Origin of the sequence: Pantoea cypripedii, from assembly GCF_002095535.1 — a bacterium.
Classification (GTDB): Bacteria; Pseudomonadota; Gammaproteobacteria; order Enterobacterales; family Enterobacteriaceae; genus Pantoea; species Pantoea cypripedii.
Genome location: NZ_MLJI01000002.1, coordinates 1,165,274 through 1,181,644, shown reverse-complemented (window position 1 = coordinate 1,181,644; position 16,371 = coordinate 1,165,274). Strand labels below are relative to the sequence as shown.

Annotated in this window: 24 protein-coding genes and 1 pseudogene; all 25 read right to left on the bottom strand. The window is 61.1% G+C overall.

Annotated elements, in window-relative coordinates; all coding sequences use genetic code 11:
• Positions 1–31 precede the first annotated feature (31 nt).
• The 25 genes and pseudogenes from HA50_RS26780 to rfaH all read right to left on the bottom strand — a co-directional run bounded on the left by HA50_RS26780 (position 32) and on the right by rfaH (position 16,367).
• Positions 32–499 carry an ATP-binding protein gene (locus HA50_RS26780; RefSeq protein ID WP_244193684.1) on the bottom strand — a complete coding sequence of 156 codons (468 nt, stop codon included), beginning with the start codon at positions 497–499 and terminating at the stop codon, positions 32–34.
• Between the two features lie 59 nt (positions 500–558).
• On the bottom strand, positions 559–864 hold the full coding sequence (locus HA50_RS26775; protein ID WP_084879812.1) for a hypothetical protein: 306 nt from the start codon (positions 862–864) through the stop codon (positions 559–561).
• A gap of 15 nt (positions 865–879) precedes the next feature.
• Positions 880–1,506 carry an F-type conjugal transfer protein TrbB gene (gene trbB, locus HA50_RS26770; protein WP_084879811.1) on the bottom strand — a complete coding sequence of 209 codons (627 nt, stop codon included), beginning with the start codon at positions 1,504–1,506 and terminating at the stop codon, positions 880–882.
• Positions 1,496–1,708, bottom strand: coding sequence for a hypothetical protein (locus HA50_RS26765; protein ID WP_084879810.1), 213 nt, complete (start codon positions 1,706–1,708; stop codon positions 1,496–1,498). Before HA50_RS26765 ends, trbB begins: the two co-directional genes overlap by 11 nt.
• The gene (locus tag HA50_RS26760; RefSeq protein ID WP_084879809.1) at positions 1,705–2,175 is read right to left on the bottom strand and encodes a hypothetical protein; all 471 of its coding nucleotides are present in this window, start codon (positions 2,173–2,175) and stop codon (positions 1,705–1,707) included. Before HA50_RS26760 ends, HA50_RS26765 begins: the two co-directional genes overlap by 4 nt.
• Positions 2,176–2,185: 10 nt before the next feature.
• Positions 2,186–2,984 (bottom strand): annotated as a pseudogene (gene traF, locus HA50_RS26755) (type-F conjugative transfer system pilin assembly protein TraF).
• The gene (gene traN, locus HA50_RS26750) at positions 2,984–4,828 is read right to left on the bottom strand and encodes a type-F conjugative transfer system mating-pair stabilization protein TraN (RefSeq protein WP_084879808.1); all 1,845 of its coding nucleotides are present in this window, start codon (positions 4,826–4,828) and stop codon (positions 2,984–2,986) included. The pseudogene traF and the gene traN overlap by 1 nt, the downstream one beginning before the upstream one ends.
• Positions 4,825–5,448: a type-F conjugative transfer system pilin assembly protein TrbC gene (trbC, locus tag HA50_RS26745; protein WP_084879807.1), complete on the bottom strand. Its 624-nt coding sequence runs from the start codon at positions 5,446–5,448 to the stop codon at positions 4,825–4,827. Before trbC ends, traN begins: the two co-directional genes overlap by 4 nt.
• Before the next feature lie 9 nt (positions 5,449–5,457).
• Positions 5,458–6,450 carry a conjugal transfer pilus assembly protein TraU gene (gene traU, locus HA50_RS26740; RefSeq protein WP_084879806.1) on the bottom strand — a complete coding sequence of 331 codons (993 nt, stop codon included), beginning with the start codon at positions 6,448–6,450 and terminating at the stop codon, positions 5,458–5,460.
• Positions 6,447–6,788 (bottom strand): hypothetical protein, encoded by a 342-nt coding sequence (locus tag HA50_RS26735; protein WP_084879805.1) that lies wholly within the window; start codon positions 6,786–6,788, stop codon positions 6,447–6,449. Before HA50_RS26735 ends, traU begins: the two co-directional genes overlap by 4 nt.
• Positions 6,789–6,938: 150 nt before the next feature.
• On the bottom strand, positions 6,939–7,226 hold the full coding sequence (locus HA50_RS26730) for a hypothetical protein (RefSeq protein WP_084879804.1): 288 nt from the start codon (positions 7,224–7,226) through the stop codon (positions 6,939–6,941).
• A 41-nt stretch (positions 7,227–7,267) separates the two neighbouring features.
• Positions 7,268–8,026 carry a hypothetical protein gene (locus HA50_RS26725; protein ID WP_084879803.1) on the bottom strand — a complete coding sequence of 253 codons (759 nt, stop codon included), beginning with the start codon at positions 8,024–8,026 and terminating at the stop codon, positions 7,268–7,270.
• A gap of 18 nt (positions 8,027–8,044) precedes the next feature.
• Positions 8,045–8,242: a hypothetical protein gene (locus HA50_RS26720; RefSeq protein WP_084879802.1), complete on the bottom strand. Its 198-nt coding sequence runs from the start codon at positions 8,240–8,242 to the stop codon at positions 8,045–8,047.
• Between the two features lie 176 nt (positions 8,243–8,418).
• On the bottom strand, positions 8,419–8,739 hold the full coding sequence (locus HA50_RS26715; RefSeq protein ID WP_084879801.1) for a hypothetical protein: 321 nt from the start codon (positions 8,737–8,739) through the stop codon (positions 8,419–8,421).
• A 10-nt stretch (positions 8,740–8,749) separates the two neighbouring features.
• Positions 8,750–9,448 carry a hypothetical protein gene (locus HA50_RS26710; RefSeq protein ID WP_084879800.1) on the bottom strand — a complete coding sequence of 233 codons (699 nt, stop codon included), beginning with the start codon at positions 9,446–9,448 and terminating at the stop codon, positions 8,750–8,752.
• Positions 9,438–9,728, bottom strand: coding sequence for a hypothetical protein (locus HA50_RS26705; RefSeq protein ID WP_084879799.1), 291 nt, complete (start codon positions 9,726–9,728; stop codon positions 9,438–9,440). The genes HA50_RS26710 and HA50_RS26705 overlap by 11 nt, the downstream gene beginning before the upstream one ends.
• Positions 9,725–10,366 carry a type-F conjugative transfer system protein TraW gene (gene traW / locus HA50_RS26700; protein ID WP_084879798.1) on the bottom strand — a complete coding sequence of 214 codons (642 nt, stop codon included), beginning with the start codon at positions 10,364–10,366 and terminating at the stop codon, positions 9,725–9,727. The genes HA50_RS26705 and traW overlap by 4 nt, the downstream gene beginning before the upstream one ends.
• Positions 10,363–10,809 (bottom strand): type-F conjugative transfer system protein TrbI, encoded by a 447-nt coding sequence (trbI, locus tag HA50_RS26695; protein ID WP_084879797.1) that lies wholly within the window; start codon positions 10,807–10,809, stop codon positions 10,363–10,365. Before trbI ends, traW begins: the two co-directional genes overlap by 4 nt.
• A gap of 15 nt (positions 10,810–10,824) precedes the next feature.
• Entirely contained in the window at positions 10,825–13,470 is a 2,646-nt protein-coding gene (gene traC / locus HA50_RS26690) for a type IV secretion system protein TraC (protein WP_084879796.1), read from the bottom strand.
• Positions 13,460–13,747, bottom strand: a complete 288-nt coding sequence (locus HA50_RS26685; protein WP_084879795.1) for a hypothetical protein — start codon at positions 13,745–13,747, stop codon at positions 13,460–13,462. Before HA50_RS26685 ends, traC begins: the two co-directional genes overlap by 11 nt.
• Positions 13,747–14,295 carry a type IV conjugative transfer system lipoprotein TraV gene (gene traV / locus HA50_RS26680; RefSeq protein WP_084879794.1) on the bottom strand — a complete coding sequence of 183 codons (549 nt, stop codon included), beginning with the start codon at positions 14,293–14,295 and terminating at the stop codon, positions 13,747–13,749. The genes HA50_RS26685 and traV overlap by 1 nt, the downstream gene beginning before the upstream one ends.
• A 498-nt stretch (positions 14,296–14,793) precedes the next feature.
• Positions 14,794–14,976, bottom strand: coding sequence for a hypothetical protein (locus tag HA50_RS26670; protein WP_084879792.1), 183 nt, complete (start codon positions 14,974–14,976; stop codon positions 14,794–14,796).
• Positions 14,969–15,448 carry a hypothetical protein gene (locus HA50_RS26665; RefSeq protein WP_084879791.1) on the bottom strand — a complete coding sequence of 160 codons (480 nt, stop codon included), beginning with the start codon at positions 15,446–15,448 and terminating at the stop codon, positions 14,969–14,971. The genes HA50_RS26670 and HA50_RS26665 overlap by 8 nt, the downstream gene beginning before the upstream one ends.
• Positions 15,449–15,462: 14 nt before the next feature.
• The gene (locus HA50_RS26660) at positions 15,463–15,858 is read right to left on the bottom strand and encodes a hypothetical protein (RefSeq protein WP_084879790.1); all 396 of its coding nucleotides are present in this window, start codon (positions 15,856–15,858) and stop codon (positions 15,463–15,465) included.
• Complete coding sequence (rfaH, locus tag HA50_RS26655) at positions 15,855–16,367, bottom strand: transcription/translation regulatory transformer protein RfaH (protein WP_084879789.1); 513 nt, start codon at positions 16,365–16,367, stop codon at positions 15,855–15,857. Before rfaH ends, HA50_RS26660 begins: the two co-directional genes overlap by 4 nt.
• Positions 16,368–16,371: the final 4 nt, after the last annotated feature.

Genomic DNA, 16,371 nt, shown 5'->3' with positions numbered 1-16,371 from the left:
TGTCCCGGGGTTAAATACGTGGCAGGGTGATTTACTTCACCTGATGAAAGGTAATGGGATAGCGGGCCCGGGTACCGTAGCGAAATTCAGCGATCGTCTCAAAGGCACCGGGGTGAAATTCCCCTCCCTCACGCAGGGCGTTATCTTTCGGGAAGGGTGATTCCTGCGAGAAGATAAACAGGCTGACGCCCTTATCCCGGCGTTCACTGAGCAGCGTGCTGAATGCACCGCCCGCATACTGCGGAAAAAAGCCATCAAGGATGAGGACCTTTTTCCCGCTGGCGGCCAGCCGCGCGATGATGTCATCCCGTTCCGCTTTAAACTCTGCCGGCGACAGCCGCTCGTAGCTGAACCAGTCCGCTTTAAGCTGTGTGGCCAGCATACGGGCAACGGTCGATTTGCCGGTTCCGGTCGCGCCCTGCACATAAACGTGTCCACCGCGCGTGCGCCAGAGCTCAGTCAGCGCCCTGGCATGTTTTTCCACGTTCAGCTGCAGCATTTTTTCCGGCGCAAGGGCCTTGAAAGGGGGATGCAGGTTTTTTGTCATTTCATTCAGTCTCAGTGAAGGTGCGTGTTGCCGGGGCGGTAAGGGCCGCGGTCAGTCATGAATCCGTGCCGGCGCAGCGTGAGGCTGACCAGCGCGCCGCAGCCGAAGCCGCCGGCAAGGGCAAAAAGAAACAGCAGCGGGAAGACCTGCAGGCCGCGCATGAGCAGTCCGTCAGGCCCCGCCGCCGCCGCCATGATGATGTGGTTCATCAGCTCACCGGCCAGCCAGGCATACAGTCCGGCCGCCGCCAGCAGCGACGCGCAGACGAGCAGCAGCGCCGTCTCCAGCCGCGAGAAGGTTAAAGGTGTCTCGTACATGGTTTTTCCGTCCGGTTACTGTGGGGTCACTTCCGCGCTGGAGGGCACCGGGCCGAGCGTATCCGGTGCGAGGTGATCAATGTCGGCCTCAATCATCTGACCGACGCGCTGACTCAGGGTGTTCATGTCGGTTTCACCCTGATAGAGCGGATACGCCACGTTGGTATTGACGTTCACCAGAAAAGTGGTGGGCGTCGCAATCGGCAGCCCGTTGCCGAAGAAGGTGAGGATCTCACCGGCTATCGGCTCATTGGCTGCGGCTTTACGCGGGATCAGCGCCACCGGGAAAGAGGCGTCACCGTAGCCGTCCAGCGTGTAGGGATATACCTTTATTCCCTCCTGATCGGTCCAGGCCCGCAGCAGGGGATCGAATTTCGCGCTGTGGGGGCAGCTGCGCTGCATGAACACCACGATGGCGTAATCATTCAGGTTCACCGCGCGCCCGTCCGTGAGCGTCATCATGTGCGCCGGCTTTGCCGGTATCCGCCGCACCGGCTGTGAACCCGGGATACCAAAATCCGGCAGCGGTGCACCGTGCTGCGCTTTGGCCTGGTCAAGGATGGCTATCTCATCGGCCACCGTCGCCCGGGCCGCGAGCGGACTGAGCAGTATCAGGGCAGTAAGGAGTGCACTACGCCTCATGGTGCGTCCCCCGGCTGCGGCGCGCACGCCGGTATGCAATAATCTCGACAGCCAGCACCAACGCGGCCAGCACAAATCCGGCCACAGCCCCGGTGACCAGAACCTGATGCGTCAGCGTCAGCGAATAGTTCATCAGCTGGCGCAGGCAGTTAAAAATGATGCCGGCCATAAACAGCGTGGCGATAAGAGGCAGTCGGCTCATGCGCATGCTCCCTGTGCCAGACGGCGGATGCCCCACATCACCAGACTGGCGAGGATCGAAAACAGCACCCCGGTCTTATAGAACATCAGCAGCGTGCCGTTTGTCTCGTTTATCCAGGCCTCGCGACTTTCCGGTGCCTTCACGCAGGTGAATGGCGGCGGCGCTGTCTTCAAATCAGCAGGAACCGGTGTGCCGTCACGAAGCGTCCGGAGGGAGGCGGGAGGAAAATCCGCCTCGCGCGTGGTCTGCGGTGCACAGCCCCACACCTGTCCGGCCGGCGCGTCCCGCACCAGCTTTTCGGCTTCGTTCAGCAGCATCAGCCCGGCACTGCCGGTGTTATGCGCGGCCAGCACAAACAGCAGAAAAAACAGCAGCGCAGGATGGATAACCAGCGTCTGCAGCAGCAGATTACGCACCCGGTCCGCAGCGCGCAGGCGCCCGTGCCAGGCCGGTGAAAGTGTCAGCATTACAGAATCCTCAGAAGTTGGGTTTAAAACCGGTGGCCACGTTAAGAAAGCGCTTCGCCAGGTCATCCTGGGTCATGAAGCCGTAGGCCAGCGGCCGGTAATCCTTCGTGGCCGGGTCCACCAGGAACAGCGCAGGGAAGTGGCTGATCCCCATGCGCGCGCTCTGCCCGCTGTCCTGACGGCTGTCCGGCACCTGCGGCGACACGGTGCCGTCAACGCTGACCGGGATGAGGGAGATGTGGCGCAGACGCGCAAAATCCGCCACCACGCCCGCCATCTGCGCATCAATCGGGTCGCTGCCCCGGTAGAAATAGAAGAGCCCGTACTGCCCGGCCAGTTCGCTGATGGCCCGTGTCTGCTCCTCCTGGTACACGGGCCTGCTGGAGCGGGGCCGTGCTGTTGTAGTGCGGGTGCTCCAGGTTGTAGTCGAGGTCAGGATGATCCAGCTGCGCCACCGCAAACGACTGGCTGAACATCGAGGCGCGGTCGGTCCAGAACTTCTGCCAGCGCAGGAACGTGGCCGTGTTTTCCGCCGAGGGGTAGAGAATGGCGCGGTCCAGCGCCTGTTTTGTGTAGCCCTTCAGCACCTCCGCCTGCTTCTCCGGTGAAAGCTGACTGAAGTCCGGCACGCGCGGTGCCGGCGGTTCCGGCGCCGGGGTGTCCGGTTTTTTCTTCGGCTCGTTGTACCAGTGCCAGCCGGTAAACGGGTCGGCAGGCGTCACCACCGCATCAGCGGGCGGCGGCGTTTCATCCGCCTGTGCGCCGGTCACACAGACCAGGAGCAGCAGGCCAGGCAACCACTTTTTCATCATTTACCTCCCGTCTGCGCCGCCACCTGCGCGGCAATGCGGTCTTTTGCCTGCTGCACCATCGTCGCCGAATCCGGTATTTTCTGGTTGGCCATCAGGTCGCTGTAGAAGTCCTGGAAGTTAATCAGGTCGAAGTTGATGCTCTGCAGCTCCGGTACCGTGATGCCCCGGCAGTCCGGTGAGTCACCGCTGCCGAAGCTGATGTGCAGCTGGTCACGGCGGCCCTGCTCCTGAATGATGCGCGCGAGCTTGCCCTGAAAAACGCAGTACGCCTGCTTCTTCTGCACGCAGACCCCCATCACAGAAACATTGCAGGCTTCACCGACCAGCACCGTCACCTTTTTCGCTTTGGCTTTACCGATGGCCATCTCGTCGCTGTTACAGTTCGCCAGCCCCGCGCTGTTGCCCCAGCCGGTATCCACGCAGCAGTTGGAAAAGCCCGCCATCGCCTTGCGGCAGTACAGCGCCTGCCCGGTAAAGGCCTTTATGTTGACCTGATCATCCCTGACGTCTTCGCCCGCCGAGGCCAGGCCCGCGAGTTTGGCCACCGCCGTATCAAAGCCGCTGTCACCGGCCCCGTCAGTCTCACTGCAGTCCCCGCTCTGGCAGAAATACTGCCCGGCGCACAGCAGCCCCTGCGAGCTGTACGTGGTCTGGCACTGATACGTATCCGCCTCATGCAGGCAGGTACTGCCTTCCGATGCGGTGCAGCTGCGCCCGGACACCGTGCAGTTACGGTCCGCCATCAGCGTCGCGCAGTTGCCGGTGGAGTTCACCGGCACAATGTAGGCGTCCGAATACTGCCAGCAGTCACTGCTGACCTGATAAGACTGACCGTCTGACCCCGTCACGGACCGGGTGCCGCCAGCCTCTGTGCAGACGCTGCCGTCTGAGGCAATCGCCGTACTCTGATCAAACCCACACGATGTGCTCCAGCTGATGCCGGGCGTTGCCGTCGTCACCGTCTCCCGGATGGGAAACGTCAGCGTGATCACCTCTGTTCCTGCCCGGGTTGCCGTTGCGATCCCTGCGACAAAGTCCCCGACGTGGCCGGTGGCATTTGAGCCAACGGTGAAGGTCAGCGTGTCGCCTTTGTTTATCGTCTGCGGCGACACGTTAAAGGGGGCCGAGTTGTTACGGTAAAGCGTCGCCGTCTGCCCGAAACCCGAAATAATCGCCGCCCAGCCGGAATGGTTGGTGGGGTTAGCCGGCTGGGTATAGCTCACCGTTCCCGCCGAAATCACCCCTGACGAGGTGGCCACCACCTGATAGGTCACCACCGTCCCGTTGCTGCTCCCGTCAGTCAGCGTGAAGGTGAGGGTCGAGTCATGCGTCTCTGTCGAATAACTTAACGTCGGTGTGGCTGTCCGGGCGCAGGTCTGTACCTGGTTCACATCCCGGTCGCAGCTGTAGTTCTCAAACACCGATTTTGACACGGTGTTGGTGGTACACTGCGTATTCGTCCCGTCCGTGATGCTGGCGCTGTTTGCCTCGGCATTTTTCCCGTTCTGAATAAAATCCGCCGTCGGGTCGATGGTTGTCGCCGGGTTGGTGGTGCCGGCGCTGATGATGCTCTGACCGGCATCATTCTGCCCGAGCGCTGACTGGCCCTTTGAGCTGATGTCTCCGTCTCCGCCCTGCACACCGCCGTAATAACTGCTCTGCGACGGGCTGGCCGTGTAGCCGGGAATAACCGAGGACGGGTCGGTCCCGGTCGCCGCCGACGTCCCCTGACTTTTACTGCTGCCGGCAACCGCCGCCCCGGCGTTGTAAGCATCACTGACGTCGTCCGCGACGGCACACTGCACAACAGCCAGCAGCAGAAAAGGAAGCAGTCGTTTCATCGGGCTGCCTCCCCGTTTTTCAGCAGCCGTGCCGCCGTTGCGGCACAGTCACCGCGCTGTTTTACTTCCTCCAGCGCCTGCTTCACCGGCAGGCTGCCGTAGAGCACGTCGAACTTTCCGCCACAGGTGACAACCAGCGCCGGCACCGCTTTAATGCCGAACTGCTGATACAGCGTCGGGTCAATCTGCACCCCGGCCTGCTTATCTTTTTTTGACAGTTCAAACATGGCCGACGCCGTTTTGCGGAAGTCATTATCCAGCAGCCCGCGCAGCGTGGACGGGATACCGAACCGGCGGGCGTCTGCGAGCATCAGCAGCAGCCCTTCCTCCGGGATGCCCAGACTCACAAAGTAAACGGCCGCCGGTGTGGTCCGGCTGGCGCTGTTCTGGTCCGCCTGTGACGCGGCGATGTCATTCTGCAGCTGCGCCACGCGTCCCTCCTGTGCCGCCGGCAGGGTGATACTCATGCCCTGCAGCTGGCTTTTGAACAGTTCAAGGTCGCGCTGCTGCTGTTTCATGTAGGCCATATCGTCGCCGGACACGACAGGTTGCACCGCGGCCCGGGCCGCGCACGGGAACACGGCGCTGAGCATCAGCGCCGTCATCAGAAAGGTTTTCATACAGGGTCCTTACAGGAAAACGCAGTTACGTTTGCGCCACAGGAGATAACCGAAGTTCTTTTTCGACGTCGGGGAGTTGTGTGTACTGCCCCACCGCTGGGTGGTGGTGCCGAACGGGTGACAGTCCGAGGGTTCCGGGTACATGTTCACCATCTGATAGCGCCAGCGTGATTTCGGCATGATCGGGGACGGATACTCATTACAGACGGCGGTGTCCGCCCCCACCGTTTCCATCACCAGTCCCTCACGGTGCAGCTTGAAGGCCATGCGCTCAGTGACCAGCAGCGAAGCCTCCAGCGGGGAAAACTCGTTGCTGGTATAGCCGGTAAAGGGATACATCGACCCCTGCGCACCGGCACACCAGAACAGCGGGTCCAGCGGCATCCCCGTGACGGACGCCAGTGCATCGGCCGCACAGGCCCCCTGCGCCACCAGGTTACTGAACAGCGCCACCTCCGGGTTAATGATCATGGACAGTGTGCTGTCGTTCCAGAGCGGGTCTACCTCGGAGAGGTAAGCAATGTCCATGTCCCCGGTCTGCATGCAGCCAACGCTGGTGATGATGTTCAGCCACCAGATAAGCGGGTACTTGTACCAGTGAACGTGATAGAACGCGCCGGCGACGGGACGGTCACTCTGCCCGCCGGTGCCGGTCCCGGTCCGTCCGAGATCGATTTTAAAGCCGCCCATGTTGACCATCACCCCGGGTTCACGGGTCACGTCAGTCATCGCCATCGGCTCCCAGAATCCGATGGCCAGCCCCAGCCGGTAAAGTATGCCCACCGGGCAGAGCTGAATGGGGGAGCCCGGGTTCGGCGTGTCCGGATGCGAACCGGAAGCCAGCTGAATGCTGCCGAGCGTCATCGGAAACAGACACTTCCAGCAGACGTCGCTGATGGGGTTCACCCAGCGACCGTCGCCGGCATTACTGGCCGCCGCCATGACCGGCTTTGCCAGAATGGCTGAGAGCAGCAGGCAGGCAACAAGAAAGAACCGTTTCATGCTGTCCCGCCCTCCTCCCGCCGGCGCAGCCAGATGCAGACCGCACCGTCTTCCGTGTCGTGAATACTGCCCATAAACCAGCCTTCACCGGCCGGGCGTGAGGGCTGCCAGTCACTGCAGTCGCCCGTTTTACCGAAGCGGACAGACATGTGTTCCGGCACGTCGTTATCCATCCAGGTCGTGGCGGATGTCAGATGATGTGCCGCCAGCCAGGCTTCAAACTCGCCCGGCAGCGGATATTCGCGGTTGTCTGCAGGCGTAAAAAAATCAGGGTGTGTCCAGCCGCCCCAGCGATCGCGCACGACCGGCTGGGCCGATAATTCAGCAGGGTGTGTCATAAAGGGTTTTCCGTAGTGGCGGCAGCGGAACTGCCGGAGGATCAGAGATTAATCAGGCCTGCCTGCGGGGTGCAGGCTGAGGCGTACCGCAGCGCAGGCGAGGAACGAACAGCCTGCGCCCCGCGGGGAGGAAACGGGGGTGAATAACGGTCAGTAATAAGGATACAGAAACGCCAGTACGCAGGCGGATGCCAGGGTAACGATAACGGCCATGGTAAATTCCAGTACCACGTTAACGCGCGCTTTCCGCCACCGTGCGTGCCAGAATGCAGCGTCACCGTTCTGCATGGCGGCGTTGCGCCTCTCTTTGCGGCGCAGACTGCGGCAATCCGCCACCGCTCGCCACCACAGCGTGGCCACCACGAGACCCAGCACGGCGAGCAGCATGCTATCTGTCAGCGTAACGCTCTGCTCCGGGTGCCAGTGTGTTTCCTGCATATTCTTATCCTTAACCGTCACGCCAGCATCTGAGCGATATTCTACGCCACTGCGCCCGATAACGCCGGGTAAATACAGTACGTTAAACCTAGGTCCGGGATCAGCGTGGCACCCCCATACAGATCGCCGTAGCAGGTTTCGTTCGCCACTCTCCTCAGCAGCTTGTGGAGATCCAGGTGTTCAGGCTGGCCCAGCGTCTGCATCATCACCGCGAGATAACTGCGCCCCGGGTCGGGCCGGAAATCATGAAACACGCGGAGCCAGGTGCGGGCGGTCGTTGTCCGCGTGTACTCATCGCGAAATTTCCACACGCAGTCCGGCCACTGATGAGGGTCGAGGGCCTTTTCCCACATCACCCACTGTGCCCGCTCCGCCTCACCCCGGCTTTCCAGCCAGTCAGTGTATCTCACGGGCGAATTCAGCAGGCTGTTCACTTTGTCCTGAAGCGCACGGCGCCGGTCATAATCCGGAACTTCCCACGGCATATAACGCGCTCCGATGTCGCTTATCGCCTCCCGCATCATATTCCGCTCAGGATCGGGCGGTGTGGAGATAATCAGCCGGTACTGGTGCACCGACTGCACCGACAGCGCCAGCAGGCCATTCAGCAGGGCGCAGCCGGTATCCGAAAATCCACCCGAAGCATTCTTTTCAAACACGGTGCCGCCGCATTTCTCCTGCAGCCATTGTGCATACGCTTCCTCGTAACATCCCTCTCTGCCGGTCTGGTCACGCCAGAAAACCAACTGTTCTTCCGTCGGCGGCCAGAGTCGCGGCGTCATGTCAGGGTAATTTTTCATCAGTGTGATCCTGTAGCCTTAGTTATGCCCAGCTGAAGCCACCGCGTTGGTAAAAGTGCGGAAGGCCCAGCCGCTGTCGTCATCGTGCTCTACCCCGTCTGCTTTGCCATTCTCCAGCAGGCCTGCAATCTCACACAGGTAGTATGAAAGCGTCTCTGCCGGGGTATGGCGGGTGCCCTGCAGAAGGATTTCAACGCGTTCCTGACCTGTCGGCATCAGAACGCGCCTGAATTCGCTGTGCCATAATCCGGGGCGTGTTTTTTCGCCGCATCCATCAATAAAAAAGGATGGACACGTTTCTGTGCCCCTGGATGTCATATGCAACATAAGACCCGGCGGCAGAGGGGGCACTGCGTCCCCGATACCGCCACAGCTGAAATTGTCCACGCCGTTCAGTGAGAGATCGGCTGATGCATTGCGCAATGCGGCAGGTATGGCGGTGCAGAGCGAACCAGTCGGGCGGCCCCTATAATGCTCAGCTGCGTCAGCGGCCACGCGTGGCGGAACCACCTGTCACTCACGCCCAGCCTGCGCAACAGCGCGGTGTATTCCTGTTTTGCGTTTTCCAGCACGCGCAGGCGGATTAGCTGATTTCTTTTACGTTCATCTTCCCGCCGGCGCAGCGCCTCCTGATGATTTCGGTTCCGGAGGTAAACAAGCCAGCCCCAGACAAACGCCATTAAGGCAGCAATGAACATGCCAGTGTGTGTCATTTTCTGCTCCTCAGTCTGTTGCCGCGCTGTCAGCGTCACGATCCACGTTCTGTCTGACCACATACCAGCCAGCCGCTTCTGCTCCCCGCTGACACCAGTCTGCCCAGCTGCCGGCGTAGCCATCTTCCGCCGCCTGCTGCAGAAATGCTTCCCGCGAGGCTTCATGCTGCAGCGGTGAAATACAGCGCTGACGTGCCCGGATGACTGCGCATCCCACACGAAGACGCGTACTCTCAGGCAGTTTCACCTCTCCACGCGGATCATTACTCAGCGCATAGCCTTCGTCTTCGAGCGCCGCCCCGAACGCCGCCAGCAGGTGCTGCCAGTACGCGGTATTTTCGTGTGCAGCCGCCCGTTCAGCCATTGCCCGGCTGCCGAAAGGCGCTGGCGCGAAAGCCGGGGTACCATACCTGACGCTCGGTGCCTCCGGGCTGCTGCGGCGCGTAGCTGCAAACACGCGCCCCAGGCGGACGATAACCACTGACAGGGTCAGCAACATCACAAAAAGCCCCGCCGCCGGCAGATGGTCTGCCAGGTCACCGGCCGCACGGATGCTGTCCGGTGACAGCGGGATTTCCGCCCGGCACGACGGCGATGGTAAGGGACCTGACCACACTGCCTCCGGGACGCCTTCAGGGTGCAGCTGAGCCGGGGATGAATCAGCAGACTGCCCGTCATTCAGCAGTCGTGTCACCCGGTCACTCTGCATGCGTCACCTTTCCTTCAGGTGCCGGCTGCATGCCGTGGCGACGCATGACTTCACCAATGTCTTTGTCCGTCAGCGAGGCCAGCACGATGGCCGACCGGACCTCACCATTGCAGGCCAGCAGGGTCTGCAGCGCCGCGCGCAGAATAACCGACTCCGAGTACAGCGGAAATTCGGCGGTCATCCGGCGAAGCCCGGATTTATCATCGTCGTCCAGGCGCACCTGCGCGTTATGCCGTTTTACTTTCTGCGGGGCCGTCTGCCCCTGTGCGTTGTGACTCATTTCAGCGCTACCTCCTCCACCCTGAGCCAGCGGTCATCGCGCGTGACGCGCACCGGCGTGTGCTCAAAGCCGAATTTTGTTGTTAACGTGCCGTACTGGTCGAAGTACACCGGCTCATCCAGCGCCAGGCTGCTGTCGCGGATGTTGCCCTTCACCAGAATGACCTTAAAGTTCTGCTGACCGGTCAGCTGCTTCCTGACCCACGCCATCTGTACCGGATTATCGCCGTCGATGAAGTACAGCGTCTCGCTGTACGGCACCTTATCCAGCGGGTTCACCCGGTCACCTGCGCGGGCAATCACGTTACCCTGCATGTCCCGGACCGTTTCCTGCACGGTAAAGGTCGGGTCATAGCGGAACGTCCGGTCTTTCACCGCCGGCGTCAGCCCCGCGACCGGCTCCGGCCGCACTGCGTGGGCTTTCACCCGCGCTTCGGCCTCACGCTGCAGCCTGTCCAGCTCCCCGCTCTCCCTCATCCCCTGCAGCCGCTGACCGATAAAGGTCAGCAGGTCAGGTTCTGCAATCGGGAACAGATGCCCGATAGTGCCGAGGTCTTTAGCCTGTGCGGGCTGAACAACCGCGGTAGCGAGTAACGAAACCACTGCCGCGAGCAGCGTTACCGCCGCCCGCGGCCTCATGGTGCCCCCTGCATCTGCCGCGCAATGTCCGCCTGTATCTCCGGCGTGATATCGGGCGCACCGCTGACAACGGCCCCCTTCACCAGGATGACGCCACCGTGCTCCGCCTGCCAGCCGGTCAGGCTGGCATTCAGCGCCGTCCCGAAGCGCGTGGTCAGGGCGGCCTGCGCATCCTGCGTCAGCGGCGTCTGCGCCGTCTGCTGCCGGAAGGTGTCGAGGGTGCCTTTCATATCAAACACCACGTATGCCGGCTGCATCGCCCGGGCAACCAGGGCACTGATACCGGCGCTGAGTACGATGACCACGGTGGTGAGGGCGGCAATACGGGCCACCCGACCGCGCCCTGTCGATACTTCTGACTTTTTACCGATGGCATCACGCAGCGTGCTGTCATCGGCCGTTTCACTGTCCGGCCCTGCGGGCGGATGTTTCTCTTCCTGCATCGTTATGTCCTCTGTTTACGCGGCCGGCAGCCCGGCCCAGCGCTCAAGCTCCTGCATTTCGGCCTGATACATGTGCGGCTCACAGGCCAGCAGGTACGCGGCCTCCTCGCTGGTTGCCCCCGCCTCCTGCGCATCGCTCATATACTGATAGTCTTCCCCGCGGGTACTGAACATCGCGCGCGTCACCGGGTCCACAAACACCCGGTGGAAGGAACTGTATTCCCCGCTGGAAATCATCACCGAACTGAACCCCGTATCGCGGGCGGGCTGGAAACCGCGGATAACCTGTGTCTCCATTTCGCTGAACTGATCCGGATTGGCATTGAGGTAGGTTTTGAACGCTTTGGCATCCTGCAGCAGTGTGACTTTGGTACCGGAACAGTCCCACGCTGCCGCCGCTGCCGGCGGTGCCGCCTGGTCTTTGGTACCGGTGAAGTCTTTGATACCCTGCGTGATGGTGATGAACGCCCCGCGATGGCGGCGCACCGTGCGGTAGCCGGTTTCGATAAAGCGCGCCGCGTGCGGGTTGGAGCCGCTGAACAGACGCCACGCTTCGTCGATGATGGCCACCTTCTTCAGGCTGCGTGGCGAGTGGTACATCTTTTCCTGAATCGCCAGAATGAGTGAGTACAGGATGGCGGACAGCAGGTGCGGCTGGTTTTCCAGACTCAGCAGCTCCAGCACCGCAAAGCGGGTGTCACCGTCAAGCGTCGGTTTGTCCGAGTTGAAGTAATCACCGTTGGCTCCCCAGGTGCACCAGCGATCCAGCAGCAGCACCAGCTCGTTGATGCGGTTCATGATGGTCGGCTGGTCGCCGTACTCTGACCGGACATCCGGCGATTTCATGTACAGCACCACGTCATCGATACGCGCCCGGTTCTGCTTCGCCTCCCAGGCAGCCACGACGCCCTTGAGCAGGATGGTCTCACTGACCTTGTCCAGCGCATCGTTCGGACTGGCCAGCACGGTCAGCAGCCCCTGTATTCCCTCGGCCGATTCCTTAATATCGCGCACGTTGGCAAACGGGTTAAAGCGCAGCGTGGCCCCATCGAGATAGGCGCCCCCCGCCTGTCGGCAGAAGTTGCGGTAGCTGCCCCCCATATCGATAACCCAGCCAAACCCGCCGGAATTCAGTACCTGACGCAGGATCTCCTGGATAAAGAAGCTTTTGCCGGCACCGGTGGTGCCGGTGACCGCGATGTTGAAGTTCGTTGCCCCGTTGCTCTCGCTGAACATGTCAAAAAACGCCAGCGCGTTGCGGTAGGTCGGCAGCGGGCTGCCCGAAGGGGCCATCTGCCGCTCGGCGACCACCGGCATCAGGTTCACCGCATTGAAGCTCTTGCAGCGCAGGGTGGCATTCATGTGCTTCATGTCGTCCCACAGCCCCTCCTGCATCAGGAAGGGGAAGGTGGTGAGCCAGTTGCGCAGCTGCTGGTAGCGCGGCGCAGACATCTCCAGATCATTCTTGCGGAACACGTTGATGGCGGCGAGCTCACAGGCCTGCTGTTCACTGTCGTCATCCGGGCAGAACAGCGTCAGGTTCATGCTGAAACTGCACATGGCGATTTCGTTGCTGGCCAGCCCCATGCGCAGGTCACGCCACTCCTCATAGGTGCGCTGCGTGTTGGGGAAGAGTTTTCCGTAGGAGGAGTTGGCCTTTTTACCCATGTCCTGTTCCTTACGGAACGCTTCGTTCTGGCTGCTGACCTGCTCCTCGACGCAGATGGTCCAGCTCAGCAGAAACGGACAGGGGATGCCAAGGTCCGGAAAGCGCATGTTCTGCAGGTTGTCCGCCGCCTGCCAGAGGGCAAACTTCTTCGGTACCTTTGTCAGCTGCATATTGACGATGCGCGTGCTGGCAACGGCGGTATCCGCCTCATCCTCTATGCGCCTGTCACCGGGCTGGCGCGCCGTGGTGAGGCGCAGGTAACCCGGGTGTACCTCCAGCTCGGTACTGTGGTCCACGCACTGGCGGTGCAGCTCCTGCTCCGGATTCCAGTTTTCCGTACCGGCATTCACCTGCCCAGGACGGTAGTTGAGCTGCTCACGAATGACCGTCAGGAATTCGGCCGCCGCCACCCGCCGGGTGTCCATGTGCGCGGCCATCATCGACACGCGCAGGGTTTCGCGGATCTGCGCCACCTCATCCATGACCCGGATGCCGCCGGTACCCGGGTGGGCATACACCAGAAACACGCGGTAGTTACGCAGATAGAGCGGATACTCGCGGTTATTCACCAGCCCTTTCAGCGCTGAGCGTTCCCAGTAGGCTCTGGTGATGGCGTTGAGGCGCGGTGCCATGCTGCCTTTCCACATGTCGCGGCTCAGCCCGTTCTCCAGCATGTCCCCCACGCACTTGCTGGCGACCATCAGCACGGTGACCGGTGTTTTACGGGGGAGTTTTTTGCGCAGCAGGTCGTCCAGTGCCTGCACCACCTGCTGGTTAGCGCCGGCGAGCGGTGCCACCTCCATGATGAAACCGACGGACCGGCCGTTGATAAACAGGTCGGATTTCTCATCGTACTCACGGTAAGGCAGCAGGCTGGTCAGCGAGGGGTAGCTGAAGTTTTCTCGCAGCATTTTTGAGGCGGCTTTTGCCCCGCCCTCGTCCCGGCTGCTGCTCAGAATACCGGCGAGGTGATCGATAACGTTACTGAGCATCACGACCTCCCGTCTGTGTTGTCATCAGCGCCTGCATGACGTTCTCTGGCAGGGCGCTACTCTTACCCCGGCCGGTAGTACCGTGGTAAAGGACATGCCGGCAAAGCGTTCCCGCCCCCCTGACACCGGCACCGGACTGAATGGCGTGATGCAGCGCGAAAGCCGATGCCAGCGTGCCGGGCATATGTGCAGTCAGGTAAGCCGCCCTGCCCGTCCCGCTACCGGGTCGTGACGGCCATAACGCCGTCTCCTCACTACAGTGAACATGCGTCTTCATTACTCTCCCTCGCTTATCACGCGAAAGTCTTCGTCCCAGCGGGACTTCTGCTTCACGAACTCCACGACAGCAGGCTGATGGAAGCTGTCCTGCTCATCCACCCAGGGCGCAATCCACAGGCGCTGTGTGGCGTCCGGGATACGTGTGGCATCAACCTTCCCCGGTCCACTGTAATCTGCCGGCGTGATGCTGCCGGCGGAGACGGCAGCGGTGTGCACCGGCACCGTGGAGGTCCGGAGCACAGCGGGGCTGAGCGGTTGTCCCGCCACGGGGCGGGGTGCGGGCGCAGCCACACTGACGGTGCGGTCTGGATTCACGGCGGGCTTCTGGTTGCCGGGCGTCGCCAGCGCCTCAGCCGCAGGCTTTGGGCCGCTGTCCTTCGCCGCACTCAGGTCGTCGAGGCTCTGGTGTTTTGACGCCAGGTGGCTGGCGTCCGACATCGAGAGGCACTGGTCGGTGGCGGTTTTGTTGCAGTCAAAGTCGGAGTTCATGCCGGCGCAGCCGGTGAGCGCAGCGCACAGCAGTGCGCACGCAAAGAGTTTTTGCATGATGGAGTCCTCAGTGGCGGCTATACCGCGCAGGATGTGTTGATGGTTGAATTAAATCGGAAGGTGAGATCGGGCGACATCGGAATCAGTGATCCGTTTGGGCCGGAATATACTGGTTACGGAAAATCTTTTCTCGGACACGGCTACCCCGCTAATGCAGCCCACCAGAGTACCCCGACGCAGAGGCATGGCGTGACAATTCCTGCCACTGCCCGTCCGGCGAATCTGAACCGGGGTTGCCCGGTTTTGATGTTATAGCTCAGTCCCGGGCCAATCATCGCAAAATACATGCTGAACGCGCCGATGGAGAGAGGCCTGAAAGTGGGTTCAGATTCAGCGGGTGAAACATAAAAACACAACGTATTGATAAGCGTAATGATCAGCACATTGGCCGTCAGCATTTTCCGGCTGAAAAATATCCCCCCTGCAGTCAGTGTTATCACTGCCGGTGCCAGATACGAGACTGAAAACCAGATAACGACCCGGGCATCAGACGGATTAACACTCACCGGTTTTCTCCTGTGCTCTGCCTGCTTCCGCGAATATCTTCTGCTGATGTTCCGTCTCCGTCAGCAGTGCCGCCAGCTGACAGGCAGATGCCTTTGACTGCCAGGCCTGCCGGTAACGGACGCGAAGGGCACATAACCGGATAAGCTGCTCACGACGGGTGTGGTTATTCATACGGAATATCCTCCGTCTCATCATTGCTGACCTGACGGGATGTAAACGCGTATTCCCGCCGGGTCAGCGCACTCCGTTCTTTTCCCAGCCAGTATGACAGCATGCAGGCCGTGAGATGTCCCGTTTCCGCCGTATCGCGTTGCAGCTCTCCGTATGCTGCCCGGTCTGCGGGGCGGTAAGTCCTGAGTTCTTCATCTATGATATCTGACCAGTTGTGAGGACGGCCCTGCCAGCGGTAAAACAGGATCGCTGACAGTAACCACCCGGTCAGTGAAGCCAGATTCAGTACCGTGGCATCCTGTCCGATCATGTGTCCTCCCACCCTTGCCATTGTCAGGGCTGTCGTCACTCCCCAGACAATCCAGGTCGGCGTAAAGGGTTCATGACCGGCAGACCACAGCGCCACCATCCGGCGGATTCGGCAGTATTGTGCCCACTGTTTACGGGCAGCCGGACTCTGATTTCTGTTCATAATTTTTTAAGCCCTCATATGCCGTACATGCCGTGCATAAAAAGTGCACCACCCGCCAGGAACATCCCGAATAAAGGTGGAACGCACAAATCCCGCATGTCAACGACGGGGATCTGCCAGTACCAGAACGCAATGCCGGCATACCATCCCGCAAGTAACAGCCAGGCAAAGAGCAGTAATAACGGCACGGTCCAGCCCAGGGAGTTACCCATCCTTTGACTCAGCACCACGATCCCGGCAGCAACCAGCAGGGACAGCCGCCAGAGCGGCCATGAATCCAGTCCGTCCGGCATATTTCCGGTACGGATCAGAAGCGCCAGCGTAGTTTCGTTCACCACCATCAGCAGCGCTGTAACCAGTACCTCAAAGCCGGCACTGCTGAAAAACACTTTTACGCTTTCCCTGTTCATGCGGCGGCCTCCCGCGCGGTGATATGAAAGCGCATATGGCTTTTCACCGGCACGGGCACCTGGCGGTTCATCAGGGTCAGGAGCAGCATCGCCCGCTTTATCCCGTCCGGCTCGTACCACACCGCCTCCAGCCCTTCGAAAACGCCGTCGCGGATAACCACCCGGTCGCCGTGCGCCGGTGCGTCCGTGGTAAGCGGCGCGCGCTCCCACCCCTGAATGAGGCGGGTTATCACGCTGTCCGGTACCACGGACGGCAGGCCGCCGAAGCTGATAAGCGTTGAGACACCCCGCGTGGCCTTGATGGCCGTGGTATGCACCACCTCCGGGTCAAAACGCACAAAAATATAGTTCGGGAACAGCGGCTGCTCGGCGATGCGCCGGATGCCCCCGTTCTGCAGCCGGACCTCGGAGAAGACCGGGAGCAGGCAGGTCACTCCCTGACTCTGCAGCTGCTGCTGCGCCCGCTTCTCCTGCGCGTACTTCGTCTGCGCCACGTACCAGTTTTCCATAGCC